16 protein-coding genes are annotated in these 14,999 nt (G+C 60.5%); 9 read left to right on the plus strand and 7 right to left on the minus strand.

Annotated features, from left to right (window positions below; genetic code table 11):
• Positions 1–123: 123 nt before the first annotated feature.
• The gene (locus ACP0KA_RS15645; RefSeq protein WP_424629663.1) at positions 124–969 is read left to right on the plus strand and encodes an extensin family protein; all 846 of its coding nucleotides are present in this window, start codon (positions 124–126) and stop codon (positions 967–969) included.
• 53 nt (positions 970–1,022) lie between these two features.
• On the opposite strand, the gene ACP0KA_RS15650 is transcribed toward ACP0KA_RS15645, so the two are convergent.
• Together ACP0KA_RS15650 and ACP0KA_RS15655 are read right to left on the minus strand one after the other, a co-directional pair.
• On the minus strand, positions 1,023–1,706 hold the full coding sequence (locus tag ACP0KA_RS15650) for a L,D-transpeptidase (protein ID WP_424629664.1): 684 nt from the start codon (positions 1,704–1,706) through the stop codon (positions 1,023–1,025).
• Between the two features lie 269 nt (positions 1,707–1,975).
• Positions 1,976–2,650 carry a L,D-transpeptidase gene (locus ACP0KA_RS15655; protein WP_424629665.1) on the minus strand — a complete coding sequence of 225 codons (675 nt, stop codon included), beginning with the start codon at positions 2,648–2,650 and terminating at the stop codon, positions 1,976–1,978.
• A 389-nt stretch (positions 2,651–3,039) separates the two neighbouring features.
• Here ACP0KA_RS15655 and ACP0KA_RS15660 point away from each other — a divergent pair, with 389 nt between their 5' ends.
• The gene (locus ACP0KA_RS15660) at positions 3,040–4,014 is read left to right on the plus strand and encodes a magnesium transporter CorA family protein (RefSeq protein WP_424629666.1); all 975 of its coding nucleotides are present in this window, start codon (positions 3,040–3,042) and stop codon (positions 4,012–4,014) included.
• 72 nt (positions 4,015–4,086) lie between these two features.
• Here the strand turns inward: ACP0KA_RS15660 and ligD are convergent, their stop codons facing one another.
• On the minus strand, positions 4,087–6,807 hold the full coding sequence (gene ligD / locus ACP0KA_RS15665) for a DNA ligase D (RefSeq protein WP_424629667.1): 2,721 nt from the start codon (positions 6,805–6,807) through the stop codon (positions 4,087–4,089).
• Between the two features lie 99 nt (positions 6,808–6,906).
• On the opposite strand from ligD, the gene ACP0KA_RS15670 reads away from it, so the two are divergent.
• Positions 6,907–7,782 (plus strand): Ku protein, encoded by an 876-nt coding sequence (locus tag ACP0KA_RS15670; RefSeq protein WP_424629668.1) that lies wholly within the window; start codon positions 6,907–6,909, stop codon positions 7,780–7,782.
• On the opposite strand, the gene ACP0KA_RS15675 is transcribed toward ACP0KA_RS15670, so the two are convergent.
• Positions 7,779–8,255, minus strand: a complete 477-nt coding sequence (locus tag ACP0KA_RS15675) for a MarR family winged helix-turn-helix transcriptional regulator (protein ID WP_424629669.1) — start codon at positions 8,253–8,255, stop codon at positions 7,779–7,781. The two genes, ACP0KA_RS15670 and ACP0KA_RS15675, sit on opposite strands and share 4 nt — an antisense overlap.
• Positions 8,256–8,430: 175 nt before the next feature.
• Between ACP0KA_RS15675 and ACP0KA_RS15680 the strand changes: the two genes are divergently transcribed.
• Positions 8,431–8,856, plus strand: a complete 426-nt coding sequence (locus tag ACP0KA_RS15680; protein ID WP_424629670.1) for an organic hydroperoxide resistance protein — start codon at positions 8,431–8,433, stop codon at positions 8,854–8,856.
• Between the two features lie 57 nt (positions 8,857–8,913).
• Here the strand turns inward: ACP0KA_RS15680 and ACP0KA_RS15685 are convergent, their stop codons facing one another.
• A complete protein-coding gene (locus ACP0KA_RS15685) occupies positions 8,914–9,678 on the minus strand; it encodes an SDR family NAD(P)-dependent oxidoreductase (RefSeq protein WP_424629671.1) in 765 nt (254 codons plus the stop codon).
• A 45-nt stretch (positions 9,679–9,723) separates the two neighbouring features.
• The gene (pdxH, locus tag ACP0KA_RS15690) at positions 9,724–10,365 is read right to left on the minus strand and encodes a pyridoxamine 5'-phosphate oxidase (protein ID WP_424629672.1); all 642 of its coding nucleotides are present in this window, start codon (positions 10,363–10,365) and stop codon (positions 9,724–9,726) included.
• A gap of 15 nt (positions 10,366–10,380) precedes the next feature.
• Here pdxH and ACP0KA_RS15695 point away from each other — a divergent pair, with 15 nt between their 5' ends.
• From ACP0KA_RS15695 to ACP0KA_RS15715, 5 genes are all read left to right on the plus strand, one after another.
• Positions 10,381–10,914 carry an RT0821/Lpp0805 family surface protein gene (locus ACP0KA_RS15695; protein WP_424629673.1) on the plus strand — a complete coding sequence of 178 codons (534 nt, stop codon included), beginning with the start codon at positions 10,381–10,383 and terminating at the stop codon, positions 10,912–10,914.
• Between the two features lie 123 nt (positions 10,915–11,037).
• Entirely contained in the window at positions 11,038–12,021 is a 984-nt protein-coding gene (locus ACP0KA_RS15700) for a DnaJ C-terminal domain-containing protein (protein ID WP_424629674.1), read from the plus strand.
• 229 nt (positions 12,022–12,250) lie between these two features.
• The gene (locus tag ACP0KA_RS15705) at positions 12,251–12,586 is read left to right on the plus strand and encodes an ArsR/SmtB family transcription factor (protein WP_424629675.1); all 336 of its coding nucleotides are present in this window, start codon (positions 12,251–12,253) and stop codon (positions 12,584–12,586) included.
• On the plus strand, positions 12,579–13,022 hold the full coding sequence (locus ACP0KA_RS15710; protein ID WP_424629676.1) for an SRPBCC family protein: 444 nt from the start codon (positions 12,579–12,581) through the stop codon (positions 13,020–13,022). Before ACP0KA_RS15705 ends, ACP0KA_RS15710 begins: the two co-directional genes overlap by 8 nt.
• A 302-nt stretch (positions 13,023–13,324) precedes the next feature.
• A complete protein-coding gene (locus ACP0KA_RS15715) occupies positions 13,325–14,197 on the plus strand; it encodes a DMT family transporter (protein WP_424629677.1) in 873 nt (290 codons plus the stop codon).
• A 27-nt stretch (positions 14,198–14,224) separates the two neighbouring features.
• On the opposite strand, the gene ACP0KA_RS15720 is transcribed toward ACP0KA_RS15715, so the two are convergent.
• On the minus strand, positions 14,225–14,995 hold the full coding sequence (locus ACP0KA_RS15720; RefSeq protein WP_424629678.1) for an anti-sigma factor family protein: 771 nt from the start codon (positions 14,993–14,995) through the stop codon (positions 14,225–14,227).
• Between the last annotated feature and the right edge of the window lie 4 nt (positions 14,996–14,999).

Here is a 14,999-nt window from a genome sequence, read left to right on the forward strand (position 1 = left end):
TTCCTCCTCAGCGTAGCTTTTTGTCTTTGTCCGGTGATCGTTTTGCTCCCCGAAGGGATTTGTATGAACTGTAGCGCGGACGACGCGGGCCGCAAATGGTCTTCTGTTTGGCATGCCAGCGGCATGATGTCTGTTGCCCAAACGTTCATATTGGTCGCCTGTGTCGCTTTCGCGGGGCAGGTGCATGCCGCTGTGCCGTTGCCGCGCCCGCGGCCTGCTGAGGCACCGCGGATTGACGATGCGCCGGAGAAGGCCGGACAGGGTGCTCAACAGGCGCCGGAGATTGAAGCCGGGAATCCGGAGGCAGCACAGGCCAAACCGGCCGCGCCTTCGGCGTGCCGTCTCGCCTTGACCGAAAGCATCGCCATCGCACCGACCATCCCGCCGATCAGAGGGCCGGGCGGATGCGGGGGTGAAGACCTTGTACGGCTTGAAGCCATCGTGCTGCCGTCGAACCAGCGTGTGGCGGTGAAGCCTGCCGCTATCCTTCGCTGTACCATGGCGACAGCTGTGGCCGACTGGATCCGAACCGACATGGTGCCGCTCGCAGCGGGCCTCGGCACCACGCTCAGCGAGCTGGATAATTTCGACTCGTTCGAATGCCGTGGCCGCAACCGCGTCAGGGGCGCAAAACTATCTGAACATGGCCTTGCCAACGCGCTCGATGTGCGCGGGCTCAGGCTGTCAAATGGCGTCACGCTCTCGCTGACGGACCGGACCCTGGCGCGTGACACACGGGAGAAGGTGCTCGCGTCGGTCTGTACGCGGTTCACCACCGTGCTGGGGCCGGGGTCGGACTGGTATCACGAGGATCATGTCCATCTCGATCTCGCCGAGCGGCGCAACAACTACAAACTTTGCCACTGGAACGTCTATGATCCGCTGCCGGCTGTCGCCCCGCTGCTGCCAGCCGAACGCCCGACAGAGGCCCCGCCGCGCGAGATGCCAGCCATCAGCGAGCGGAAATAAAAAAGCGCCGAATTGCTTCGGCGCCTTCGTGCATTTGATGTGTTCGCGAACTGTCAGGTACCGCCGGAGCCGCCCTGCAACGCCATTTTGGAGTTGAAGGGCGAGTCACCCTGCTTGGGATCGAGCACAACCACCACTGTGCCTTGCTTGGCACGGCTGTAGAGGTCGATCACGTCCTCATTGGTGAGCCGGATGCAGCCGGAGGAAATCGACGCGCCGATGTATTCCGGCTGGTTGGTGCCGTGAATGCGGAACAGCGTGTCCTTGTTGCCCTGATAGAGGTACAGCGCGCGCGCGCCGAGCGGATTGTCCGGACCGCCGGCGACTGACTGCGGTAAGCCTTCGATGCGCTTGTGAATGTCGGCTGTCGGCGTCCACTTTGGCCATTCCTGCATGTTGCCAACACGGGCGATACCGGAGAACGCCAGAGCCTCTTCGCCGACGGTGATGCCGTAGCGGATCGCCTTGCCGCCTTCCAGCACGTAGTAGAGGTAGTGGTTGTCGGAATCGACGACGATCGAGCCCGGCAATTCCTTGCGGTGATAGTTGACGATGGCGCGGCGGAAGGGCTCGGCGACCGCGACCTTCTCGTAGCGCGCCTTGGCAAGGTATTCCTTGTCGCGCGGCTTCAGAGTCGCTTCGGGCGATTTTTCATACGTCGTAGACGTGGCCTGTATGCAGCCGGCAAGCATTGCGCTTGCGAGCAGAACGGCAATTTTTGAAGTAAACGAAGACATTCCTGAGTTCCAATGGATACTGGGGCGTGTCGTCACCCCTTAATCTAGCCGGACGAAGCTTCCGATTCCGTTACCAATCTTTCTGCGTTGAATCGGCCGGTTTTTCCAGCTTTTCGGCGGACGTTTTGCTACGCAGCACGTGCTGTGTGGCTTTCCGGGTTCATGTGGCGAGTTGACGCATCCCCGCCGCCCGCGCGACACGCGAGATCAAAAGAAAAAGCGCCGCGTTTAGCGGCGCTTTTCAGATCGAGAACCAGCGCTTGGCGAGGTTAGTTACCGCCGCTGCCGCCCTGCATTGCCATCTTCGAGTTGAATGGCGAATCGCCCTGCTTGGGATCGAGCACCACGACGACGCTGCCCATTTTGACCCGGTTATAGAGGTCGATGACGTCCTCATTGGTCAGGCGGATGCAGCCGGAGGAAATGGAGGCGCCGATGTATTCCGGCTGATTGGTGCCGTGAATACGGAACAGCGTGTCCTTGCCGCCCGAGTAGAGATAAATCGCGCGCGATCCCATAGGATTGTCAGGTCCGCCCTTCACAAAGGTCGGGACGCCGAGGCGGGAAATCTCGCCCTTGGTGGGATGCCAATCGGGCCATTCGCTCATGGCGCCGACCTTGGCGATACCAGACCAGGCCATCGCTTCTTCGCCGACAGTGATGCCGTAGCGGATCGCCTTGCCACCATCCAGCACGTAGTAGAGGTAGTGGTTGTCGGAATCGACGACGATGGAGCCCGGCAGCTCCTTGCGATGGAAATCGACGATGGCGCGCCGGAATGGCTGTGCTACGGGCACCTTGTCGTAGCTGACTTTCGACAGATACTCTTTGTCGCGCGGCTTGAGGCTGGCTTCCGGTGCGGCCTCAAAATGGGTCGCCTGCATGCAGCCGGCCAGCATGGCGCCTGCGGCGAGAAGAACAAGTTTCGAAGCAAAAGAGGGCATTGACGAATTTCCGATCACGAGGCGCTGCGCGTCACTCAGTCACATGTTTTTTGCGACGCGCTTCTGTTTAGCGCACCGCCATATAAACGACGTCTCTTGCCATATTTCCAGTCATTCTCTGGTGATCTTGCCACGCGGCATCCGAGTGTGACTTTGATGCCGCACTCGCTGGCAGATCGGGCTAAATATTGGCCTTGTCAGCACTTTTAGGACCTCTCCCAGCCCCGTCCCAACGCTCCCAACCCCCCGGCGCCCGGCGGCGTTTGTGACATCGGGATGTCGCGGCCATGTGCCAGAAGGCTTGCCAGAATCGAATCAATTTGCGCTTTGACACCTCATGGCGGTCTCGGTTACCGCAGCCATCCAGCCTTCGCGTTCCGGAGATGCCCATGCTCACAGCCTATGTTCCCAGCGCGTCCGGTCTGAGGAAGTTCGATGGTCTTCAGCCAGAAGCGTTGCCTGGTGAAGCGATCTGGATCGATATGAAGACGCCGTCACCGGGCGAGGACAAGGCGGTCGAAAAACTGGTTGGCATCGAAATCCCGACCCGTGAAGACATGCAGGAAATCGAGATTTCCAGCCGCCTCTATACCGAGAATGGCGCGCGCTACATGACCGCGACTTTGATGTGCGGGGCCGACTCGCTGGCGCCGCGCACCACCCCCGTCACCTTCATCCTGACGGACCACCGGCTGGTGACCGTCCGGTACGATGAGCCCAGGCCATTCGCGTTGATCGCCGCCAAGCTGGGGCGCAGCTGTTCGCCGAATATCACGGGCGACGGCCTTCTGTTGGAAATTCTCGACGCTGTGATCGACCGCTGCGCCGACATTCTTGAGCGCGCCGGCGCGGACGTCGACAGCGTGTCCTCTCAAATATTCGAACCGTCGGCCGAGAAGGGCCATGCGCGAAGCTATTCCCAGATTTTGCTCGCCATCGGCAAGAAGGGCGACATTACGTCGAAAGTACGTGAGAGCCTGGTGTCGATCGGACGCCTGATCTCCTTCGTCACGGTCGAAACCGATGCGGGCCGCTGGAACAAGGAACAGAAAGCCCAGTTCAAGACCCTGCAGCGGGACGTCTCGTCCCTGACGGATCACGCATCCTATCTGTCGAGCAAGATCACCTTCGTGCTCGATGCGATGCTCGGGGTGGTCAACCTCGAGCAGAACAACATCATCAAGCTGTTCTCGGTGATGGCGGTGGTGCTGATGCCGCCGACCCTGATCGCGTCCATCTATGGCATGAACTTCAAGCTGATGCCTGAACTTGACTGGCCGCACGGATATCCGATTGCATTGGTGATGATGCTGATCGCCGCCATACTTCCCTACATGTTCTTCAAATGGAAGCGGTGGCTCTAGTGTTCCGGTTCTGACGTTCGTATCACGGACTCGCGGCTGATACTGATACGAACATCAGATCCACCGCACGAGCTATTTGGCGAGCTTCGCAATCGCGGCCTTGATCGAGCGTCCGCCGTCATCGTAGTCGGACCAGGCCTTCGTCTTGCGTAAAAGGGACGGTACCGTCCGCAAGGTATATTTCTTCGGATCAAGATCACTGCGCACTTGAGCCCATGTCACCGGCATCGAGACGGGCGCACCCTCGCGTGCGCGCGGTGACAACGGGGCGACTGCCGTCGACATCCGGTCGTTGCGCAGGTAGTCGAGAAAGATCTTACCGTTGCGCTGCTGCTTCGACATGTTGAGCAGGTAAAGCTCGGGATTGTCGGCTGCCATCTGTTGGCACACCTGCTGGGCGAAGGCTTTCGCTGTTTTCCAATCGATCTTGTCTTTCTTCGCGTCCTTCAGCGGCGTGACGACGTGAAGGCCTTTGCCTCCCGTCGTCTTGCAGAAACTTTCCAGGCCCAGTTCCGTCAAACGGTTGCGCATCTCACGTGCGGCGTCGATCACGGCGGTGAATTCAACGTTGGGCGCGGGATCCAGGTCGAAGACCAACCGCCCAGGCACATCAGGCTCATCGGGTGCGCAATTCCACGGATGCAGTTCGAGACCGCCAATTTGCGCCACGGCAATGAGGCCTTCGATCCGATCGATCTGAAGATAAGGTTTTCGATCGCCTGAGACTTTTACTTCCTCAAGCAGGTTCGACATGCCCGCCATGGCATGGCGCTGGAAGAATGTCTCGCCGTTGATGCCGTCCGGCGCGCGGATGATTGAGCAAGGGCGCCCCTTGATGTGCGCGATCAGCCAGTCGCCGACGCTTTCCATGTAGTGAGCGAGGTCAAGCTTGGTAATGGGCTCACCGTCGCCGCCATCGGGCCACATCGCTTTGTCGGGGTTTGAAATCGTCACGCCCAAGACGACTGCGGTGCCCTTGGACGGTTTTGCGCTCGCCTTGGATGCCTTCGCTTTTGCGGCTTTTGCCGATGCAGGTTTCGAAGGCTCCGCGACCTCGGTCTTGACCGGCTCATCCGCCGTGACCTCGCTGGCCGATTTGTCTTTTCGCAGTCCCTTGAAAGCGGCCTGCCGGACCATGCCGTCGCCGGTGAAGCCGGCGAACTCGATCTCCGCAACCAGTTCGGGCTTGAGCCAGTGCACCTCGGATGCTTTCTTCGGCACATTCGCGCCGCCAAACGGATTTTCCTTGGCGGCATTGGCTTTGAGTTCAGGCATGATCTGTTTGACGACCGCTTGTCCGTAGCCGGTGCCGACAATTCCGACGTAAGCGAGATGATCGCCGCGCGGCACGCCGACCATCAGCGAACGGAATTTGCCCGCGGTGGTTTTCCAGCCGCCGATCACGACCTCATGCCCGGCGCGGCACTTGGCCTTGCTCCAGCTTTCCGTGCGGCCAGACCGGTAGGGCGCCGACGTCATCTTTGAGACGATGCCTTCGAGCGACATCTTGCAGGCGGACTCCAGGATGGCATCGCCGCCGGTCTCGAAATGATCCACGTATTGGATGACGCCTTTGTCGCGCTTGCGCCGGCCATCGAGCAGCGCCTGCAGCCGCGCTTTGCGTTCGGACAACGGCAGCTTGCGCAGATCCGCGCGATCCGAGAACAGCAGGTCGAAAGCGTAGAAGATCAGTTCATCGGTCTTGCCGTCCGATAGGGCTGCCTGCAGCGAAGCGAAGCTTGGATGCTTCGCATGGTCGAGCGCAACGACTTCGCCGTCGATAATGCCGTCGGGAAGCTTCGCTGCTTCCTTGGCGATGGCGGAGAACTTACCGGTCCAGTCCAGTCCCTTGCGGGTCTTGAGTGAAACCTCGCCGTCCGCGATCCGCATCTGAATGCGGTAGCCGTCGAACTTGATCTCATGGACCCAACCTTCACCGGACGGCGGCCGGCTCACCGAAGCGCAGAGTTGCGGAGAAATAAAATCCGGCAGCTTGGAGACGGGCTTCGCGCCGGACGTTTTCAGCGGGGCGCTTTTGGAAGGCGACTTGCTCCGCAGTCGTGCCACGGTCTTCTTTTTTGTCCCGCGCGCGGGTCGCTTGGCGGGGCGGCTCTTGCTTTCACGCCGATCTGCAGCGAGACCTTTATTTGAATTCCAGATCTGATTGGCTTTTGCAGAGCTGGATTTGGTCATGAATGGTTTGGGGGCACGGCCTTTGCCTTCGGCGATCTGCGCCATGGTCCGGCGGGAGGCTACGGACTTGTCTTCTTCCAGGATGTCATTCTCCGCACCTTCGCGGGAATAGTCGTCACGATGCTTGATCAGCAGCCAGTTGGTGCGCTTGCCGCCCGTCCGATCGTTCTTCATGCGCACCAGCACCCATTCGCCATGCAGCTTGTCGCCTTCGAGCGCGAATTTGAGGTCGCCTTTCTTGAAACCTTTGTCAGCATCGTCCGACAGCCAATAGCCACGGTCCCACAGCATCACCGTGCCGCCCCCATATTGCCCCTTGGGAATTGTGCCTTCGAAGTCGCCGTAATCCAGCGGATGATCTTCGACCTCAACCGCCAGGCGCTTGTCTTTCGGATCGAGCGAGGGGCCACGCGTCACGGCCCATGATTTGAACACACCATCGAACTCGAGCCGCAGGTCGTAGTGCAGGCGGGTCGCATCGTGTTTCTGGATGACGAAGCGGCGGACCTTCGATGGCGCCACGGTTGTCTTGCCGCTCGGCTCTGATGTCTTCGTGAAATCGCGCTTCGTGCGGTAAGTCTTGAGGCTTTTACGGGCCACGATGTTTCCCCACCTGCAGGATCAGAGCTTCCCGGAACGAAAACCCGTGAGCTCCGTTGAGGTTCCATTCCCGCCGAACTTCGTGCCTGGAGGTTACCGATGCCGCGCCCGTACTGGAAAGGGACGTTGAAGCTGTCACTCGTGATGTGCCCGGTGGCGCTTTATCCGGCCTCCAGCACCATGGAGCGCACCCGATTTCACATGATCAACACCGAGACCGGCAATCGCCTCAAACAGCAGATGGTTGATGCCGAGACCGGCGATGTCGTGGAAGGAGAGCAGAAGGGGCGCGGTTACGAAGTCAGCAAAGGGTCGTACGTGCCGGTCGACAAGGACGAACTGGACGCTGTTCAGCTTGAGAGCAATCACACCATCGATATCGATAACTTCGTGCCGCGCGACGAAATCGACCGCCGTTATCTCGATCATCCTTATTACATGGTGCCCGACGGCAAGGCCGGCATCGAGGCTTTCGCGGTAATCCGCGATGCCATGAAGGATCAGGACCGCGTGGCGCTGGGGCGCGTGGTGCTCGCGAACCGCGAGCGTACTGTGACGATAGAGCCGCTCGGCAAAGGCCTGCTGGCGACGACGCTGAGATACGCCGGTGAAGTGCGCGATGAGGCGGACTACTTCGACAAGATCAAGACGCCGAGAACGTCCAAGGACATGATCGATCTTGCGGTGCATATTCTCGATAGCAAGGCCTCTCACTTCAATCCCGAAAAATTCAAGGACAAGTACGAGACCGCACTGCGAGCGCTGGTCAAGCGCAAGGCATCGGGCAAGACCATCAAGCAGCCCGAGCCCGAAGAGAGGCCGGACAACGTCATCAACCTGATGGATGCTTTGAAGCAGAGCCTCAAAGGGAGAGCATCGTCTTCACGCGCGACGCGCCGGTCTCGCACAACATCTTCGCGCCGGACCGCGAAGAAGTCCGGTCGTGCGACGGCGCGGCACAGGAAGGCGAGTTAAGTTGCGTGGCTGGCCGGCGCGTTCGCCTGCGCATCGATGAGCTTGTCGCGCAGCGCTTTAATCTCAGTGGTCAGGTTGATGATGTCGGGCACAGTGAGACCGGTGGCGCAGCCGATGGCTTCAGGGATGCCGCCGGCTTTTTCTTTTAACGCGCGTCCCTCGGGCGTGAGCTGGATACGGACCACGCGCTCGTCCTCACGGTCACGGGTGCGACGGATCAATTGCGCGGCTTCCAGTCGTTTCAGAAGCGGCGTGAGCGTGCTCGATTCCAGCAGCAGCGTGTCGCCGATGTCTCCGACAGTGCGGTCGTCTTTCTCCCATAAGGCGACCATGACCAGGAATTGCGGGTAGGTGAGGCCGAGCGGCTCCAGCAAAGGCTTGTAGAGCCGCGTCATCGCATGCCCCGCGGAGTACAGCGCGAAACAGATGAAATTGTCGATCTTCAAAAGCTCGGCCGTCTTCGGGGTTGCCATGGCCCATCTCCCTCATGACGGATTTAGGACGTGCGCGATTGAATCGCGCGATCGTTTTCTGAAGAGCAGCTATGCAAATTTGTATATTGCGCGATTAGATCGTGCGCGATACAAATTACCTATCCGGTTCCGATGAATGGAACCGAGCCGAGCTTCGAAACCAACGGAGATGACGATGTCTGTAAATGTTCTCTATCGCACCCAAGCAACTGCCACCGGCGGTCGTGACGGCAAAGCCGCGACCAAGGATGGTGCATTCCAGGTCAGCCTCTCGACCCCGAAGGAGCTCGGCGGTGCCGGCGGTGCGGGTAACAATCCGGAACAGCTGTTCGCGGCGGGATATGCGGCCTGCTTCATCGGCGCCATGAAGGCTGTGGCGTCACAGGGCGGTCCGAAGGTGCCGGCGGATGCGACGGTGACGGCGGATGTCGGAATCGGCCCGCGCTCAGAGGGCGGGTTTGGTCTCGATATCGCGCTCGCGGTGTCGCTCCCGGGTCTTGATCGCGCGGCAGCGGAGGACCTTGTCGCCAAGGCCCATCAGGTGTGCCCGTACTCGAACGCGACCCGCAACAACGTCGACGTCAAGCTGACGGTCGTCTGATGACATCACGAAGGTCGGTCGGTCAGTGGCCGACCGACCTGTCGATTCCAGCGCTCTTCAGACGTGCTGTCCGCCGTTGATGTGAATTTCTGCGCCATTCACATACGACGACGTCTCGGTGCACAGCACGTAGATGATCTTGGCGACCTCATCGGGGGTGCCGAGCCGGTGCATCGGGATCTGGCTGTCGACGATCTTCTCGGTGCCAGGGGACAGGATCGAGGTGTCGATCTCACCCGGGGCAATGGCGTTGACGCGGACACCGACCCGGCCGAAATCCGCCGCCATCTCACGGGTCAGCGCGGCGAGCGCAGCTTTTGACGTTGCGTAGGCGGCGCCGGCAAACGGATGCACGCGCGAGCCGGCGATCGACGTCACATTCACGACCGAACCCTTCACGGCCTTCAGCTCTTCGATCAACCCGCGCGCGAGCATGATCGGCGCGAAGAAATTCACGCGAAACACATGGCTCCAGACATCGACATCGGTGTCCACCGAGCCCATGCGCGTGCCACCAGCACCCTTCGGCGAAATAGCCGCATTGTTGACCAGCGCGTGAAGGTGGCCGCCATTGAGCCGTTCGCGGATTTCATCGATGGCGCGCGCGGTGTCCTTGTGATCGGACAGGTCAACCTGGATGTGGTCTTCCGGACCGGCGTCCCACGGGCACTGCTCGGGAAACGGATGGCGCGAACAGGTGATCACGCGCCAGCCGGCGCTGGAAAACCGGATGACGGTGGCATGGCCGATGCCGCGGCTCGCGCCGGTCAGAAGCAGCGTGCGCTTCGGCGCGTTGGAATCGGCTGGCGTGGAATTTGGCATGGGAAAGGGTCTCGGCTGCGGGCTGTCGCGTTGAAGGACTGTCTATCACGGATAGAGGCGCGTTTTCTCCCATGCGGCGTCTGAAGCTGCGCGACGAAATTCAATCCGGTCGTGCAAGCGGAATGGGCGATCGTGCCAGAACTCGAATGCCTGGGGGATGATCCGCCAGCCGCTCCAGCCGGGCGGGCGAGGCACTTCGCCGATGGTATATCTCGCGGCGTTGAGCGCGATCGCTTTTTCAAACGCCATGCGGCTTTCCAGCGGCTGGCTTTGCTTGCTCGCCCAGGCTCCGATTTGCGCCTGTTTCGGCCGGGTCGCGAAATAGGCATCCGCCTCGGCGTCGGTCACAGTTTCAACCTTGCCGCGGATACGGACCTGCCGGCGCAGGGATTTCCAGTGAAACAGCAGTGCCGCCTTGGGATTCGCGGCGAGCTCGCGGCCCTTGGCGCTGGCGATGTGGCTGTAAAAGACGAATCCGTCGGCGTCGTAGCCCTTGAGCAGAACCATTCGCAGATCCGGCAGTCCATCGGCGTCGACGGTCGCCAGCGCCATCGCATTGGGATCGTTCGGCTCGGATTTGACCGCCTCGGCAAACCACGTGGCAAAAAGCCCGAAAGGTTCCTCCGCGGCGGTGAAATCACCGGAAATTAACTCACTTGGGCTTTTGATGGTGTCTGGACCGTTCATGTTTGGAGTACCGGTTTGCGTCCCGCCGCGCCACTCAGCGCCGAGCCTTTGTTGTGCGACCGTTCCCTATATAGGGCACGCGGCGCCCGTGGCCTATCGCCGATCCGCAAGCTTTTGCTTGCCACGGCCCTTGTGATCATCGGTGTATCGACCGGGGGATGCAGCTTCCGGCTGGGCAACATGTTTGCCAAGAACGACAAGAAAGAAGATCTCTCCGACGTTACGGGCTCGATTGGTCCGATTGTGCGTGTGAAGGACGATACGGAGCTCACCGATGCCGACCTCGCGCTTGCCCGCAATGCGGCGTCCGACATCCTGACGCGCGGCGGTAAAAATGCCAGCCAGCCTTGGGAAAATCCTGAAACCGGCGCGCGGGGCTCGGTCACGCCTCTGGCCTCAACCTATACCAACGAGGGACGCACTTGCCGTGATTTTCTCGCCAGTTACGTCCGCGGCAGCAACGAGGGCTGGCTGCAGGGCGAAGCCTGTCAGGACGGCAGGGGACAGGCCTGGGAAATTCGCAATATGAAGCCCTGGAAGCGGAGTTGAATGATTTCGAAATCGCCGCTGTGGGATGGACCCGTTGCGGAAATGTGACGAAAACCCCAAATAACCCCCAATTGCTGGGTAAAGGCCAACCGGCCTCACTTGAATTCCAAGGAGATTCAACGAATGCGCGACCCCTATGAGGTCCTGGGGGTGCAGCGGGGTGCCACTGCGGCGGCGATCAAGAGCGCTTATCGCAAGCTCGCCAAGAAGCACCATCCCGATGCCAACAAGGACGACCCGAAAGCGGCCGACCGCTTTTCCGAACTGAACATGGCGAATGAGATTCTCGGCGACGAGAGCAAGCGCAAGCAGTTCGATCGCGGTGAAATCGACGCCGAGGGCAAACCGAAGTTTCAGGGTTTTGAAGGCGGCTTTCCTGGCGGCGGCGGTGCGCGTCGTGCCGGGCCGGGCGGCTTTGAATACACCTTCCGTCAGGGCGGAGCGGGAGCAGGACCCGGCGGTGCCGGCTTCGGCGGCGGTGGTGGTTTCGAGGATATTCTCAAGAGCATGTTCGGTGGGCAGGCGGGCGCTGCAGGTGCGCGCGGCGGAGCCGATACGTTTGAGTATGAAACGCCGTTCGCGGCCGATCTTGATCTGAACGTCACCATGAACGTTGCCCTTGAGGAAGCTGTGCAAGGCGCGACGCGCCGCGTGCGGCTGCCCACCGGCAAGGAACTGAACGTCAAGATTCCGGCGGGCGTCGAATCCGGTCAGCAGATCCGGCTCAAGGGTCAGGGACAGGAAGCACCGGGGCATCGTCCCGGTGATGTGCTGATTACGGTGAACGTTGCGCCGCACCCGTATTTCAAGGTCGATGGCACCAATTTGCGGCTCGATCTGTCGATCACGCTGTATGAAGCTGTGCTTGGGGCAAAGGTGCGCGTGCCGACGCTTGACGGCGCGGTGCAGTTGTCGATCCCGAAGAACACGTCGAGCGGGCGAACCTTCCGCCTGAAAGGTAAGGGGCTTCCCAACAAGGGCGAGCCGGGCGATCTGCTTGTGACCGCGCGGATCGTACTGCCCAACGGCAATGACGCGGAGCTCGAGGCGCTGATGGAAAAATGGCGCACCGATCATCCCTATAATCCGCGCACCGATCTCGAATAACGCTGCCGATGCAATGCCGTCTCCGCGAATGCGGCGACGGCATTTTTTTTTCAAAGTCATGCGTGCTGTTCGTAGCGCTTCGCGCGACGGCTTACCGAGCCTCCTCTTCCAAAACATTCGATCGTCCCTGTCCTGACGCGACAGATGATCCTGGATGGCCTCACCCACGGCTGTCCCGGCGCGAACATCTGCGTTGACTCATATATAAGTATGTACTTATATATCAAAGATGGCTGCCGCGGCACCGAAACTTGACCTCGTCTTAAAGACGCTCGCCGATCCAACGCGCCGGGCGATGTATCAGCGCATCGTTCAAGCAGGTGAGGTGACGGCGACGTCATTGGTGAAGGGCGCCCGTGTCTCGCAGCCAGCGGTTTCGCAGCATCTGCGTGCGTTGCATGGGGCGGGGTTGGTGAGCGAGCGGCGCGAAGGCCGCAACGTGCATTACAGCGCAACTCTGAGGGGACTTGCGCCGCTGGTGGATTGGCTCGGCCATTACGGTCAGTTCTGGCGAGAGCGCTTTGACGAACTGGAAAAGCTACTTGGAGAGTTGAGTGATGAGTGAAACCCAATCGATCATCGTGGAGAAGACAGTGGCGCACGCGCCTGAGAAAATCTGGCGCACGCTGACCCAGAGCGCGTTGATCGCGAAGTGGCTGATGCCCAACGATTTTGAGGCGACAGTTGGACATCGCTTCACCTTCACGACCAAGCCGATGGGAGATTGGGACGGCATCGTGCGTTGCGAGGTGCTCGACTGCGATCCGCCGCGTCTGCTTCGCTATTCGTGGAAAGGTGGCTCGGATGCAAATCCGAGATATGGCTCGCGGCTCGACACCATCGTGACGTGGACACTCACGCTCGCGGATGGCGGCACCCATGTTCGCATGGAGCATTCCGGTTTCCGCCTGCCGCAAAACCAGTCCGCATGGGATGCGATGACCCCAGGTTGGGGACACGTGCTGGATGGTATCGCGCGCGTGACGGCGGAAAATATCTAGTGTTCCGATTCCGAAGTTCGCATCATTGCGCGGCACCTTCGTTTGCGAACTTCGGAATCGAAGGACACTAGCAAGTTATTGTTGTCGTGTGGCTTTGATTCAGAAGTCCGCATTCCGGGCTCGCCGCACAAATGATGCGGTCTTCTGAACCGCCACACGAGCAGCTCAGATTGAGCGACGCGGCCGCGTGCGCTGCGCAGAGCTGCATGGCCCACATGAAGCAGGTGCGGTGGTCGCCGGAATCCCTCGAAGCTATAAGCGGCGCATCGCGAAATAGCAGGATTTCAAGGCCGCAACATTCGATGGATAGATCAAGATGGATCGGCTTTGCCTGTTTGGGTGTGACCGCGCTGGGATGGGGATTTAACTGGCCCGCCATCAAGCTGTTGCTGCGCGAGTTGCCACCGTTGTTCTCACGGGGCGCGGCCGGCGTGACAGCTGCACTTATTCTCGCCTGCATCGTGCTTGCACGCGGTGAACGATTGAGCGTACCGCGCGAAGCCGTGCCGCGATTGCTGTTTGCAACGTTCACCAACGTTTTCGCATGGATGGGCTTCACGACCATTGCCATGAAATGGGTCAGCGTCAGCGAGGGCGCACTGCTGGTCTACACCATGCCGATCTGGGCGACGCTGTTCGCGTGGCCGATTCGCGGCATGCGCCCGATGCCGCGCGACGTCATCGCTTTGGTTCTTGGGCTCGCCGGACTTGTTGTTCTGTTCAGCGGTCAGGGCTTCGCGTTCAGCCACGACAAGCTGGTGGGCATTGTTCTCGCGCTGGCAGCGGCCATTCTGTTCGCGCTGGGCAATGTCCTGAACCGATCGCAGATTCCGTTGTCACCGATCGCGCTTGTCGCCTGGCAGGTCGGCCTGGGATGTTTTGTGATGCTCGTGCTCGGGCTGGCGTTCGAAAAACTCGATTTCAGCGCCCTGTCTCCAACCGGCTGGACGGTCATGATCTATATGACGCTCATCCCGATGGGCGTGTGCTACCTGACCTGGTTCGAGACCCTGCGCCGTCTTCCGCCGGCATCCGCGTCGACGGGAATGCTGCTGGCGCCTGTGATTGGCGTGGTGTCGGCAGCGTTCGTGTTGGGTGAACCGCTGGGTGTGAGGGAGATCATTGCGATGGTGCTGACGCTCAGCGGCGTCACGATCGCGTTGCAGAAATCGTGACGCCTTCGCTTGGCAAGGAAATAGAGCTTACAGTCCCGTCTTCTCAGTCTGGTCATAGACCAGCCGCGCGACGTGTTGCAGCCGGGTACGGTCTGTCGGTCCCGATACCACGTAGCCGACGCCACGGTCGGCCCAGAACATGGCGCCGTTGCCGTCGTTAGCCGCGTAGCGCATCTGCGTGGCTTCGGTCGTGGCGCGTGAGGCGTAAATCGTAAACCGCTCACCCGAGGCGTTCTCGTACATCAGGAACGATGCGGGGCCGCTGGGGCCGGGCAGCAGCCGACCGCCGACAAGCTTCAGTCCGTTCGCGTCGAGTTCGGGCGCGCGAACCTGATATCCGCATCGCTTGGACAACCATTGCTGCAGATGGGCGCGTTCGTTGCCTGCTACTTCCACGGGATGCCGAACCTCGACCACATACAGTTTGTGGGCGTCGAGCGCGTCGTCGGTGAAATTCGCGAACATGGATTGCTTTGTGTTGGCGCCGTGCGCGATCCAGCCAACGCTGCCGCCGGCAACGAATGCCACGAGCGTTGCGGCGATGGCGCCCATCATCCAGCGCCGGGGTGGCCGCGCCAATGCGTCGAGAGACAGGCGAGGCGGCACGGGCTCATCAGCCACCGCGCCATATTTAGCCTGCAGTGTGTCGCTCATCGCCCGCCACGACGCCACCCGCGCCGAGTCGTCAGGATGGGTCGCTAGCCATGCCTCGACGGCGGCGAGGCGCTCTCCCGGCAATTCATTGTCCACATAGGCGTGGAGTTCGTCTTCCGTGACGGGAATGTTGCTGTCGGTCATCAGA

Source organism: Bradyrhizobium sp. SYSU BS000235 (assembly GCF_049747295.1).
Taxonomy (GTDB): domain Bacteria; phylum Pseudomonadota; class Alphaproteobacteria; order Rhizobiales; family Xanthobacteraceae; genus Afipia.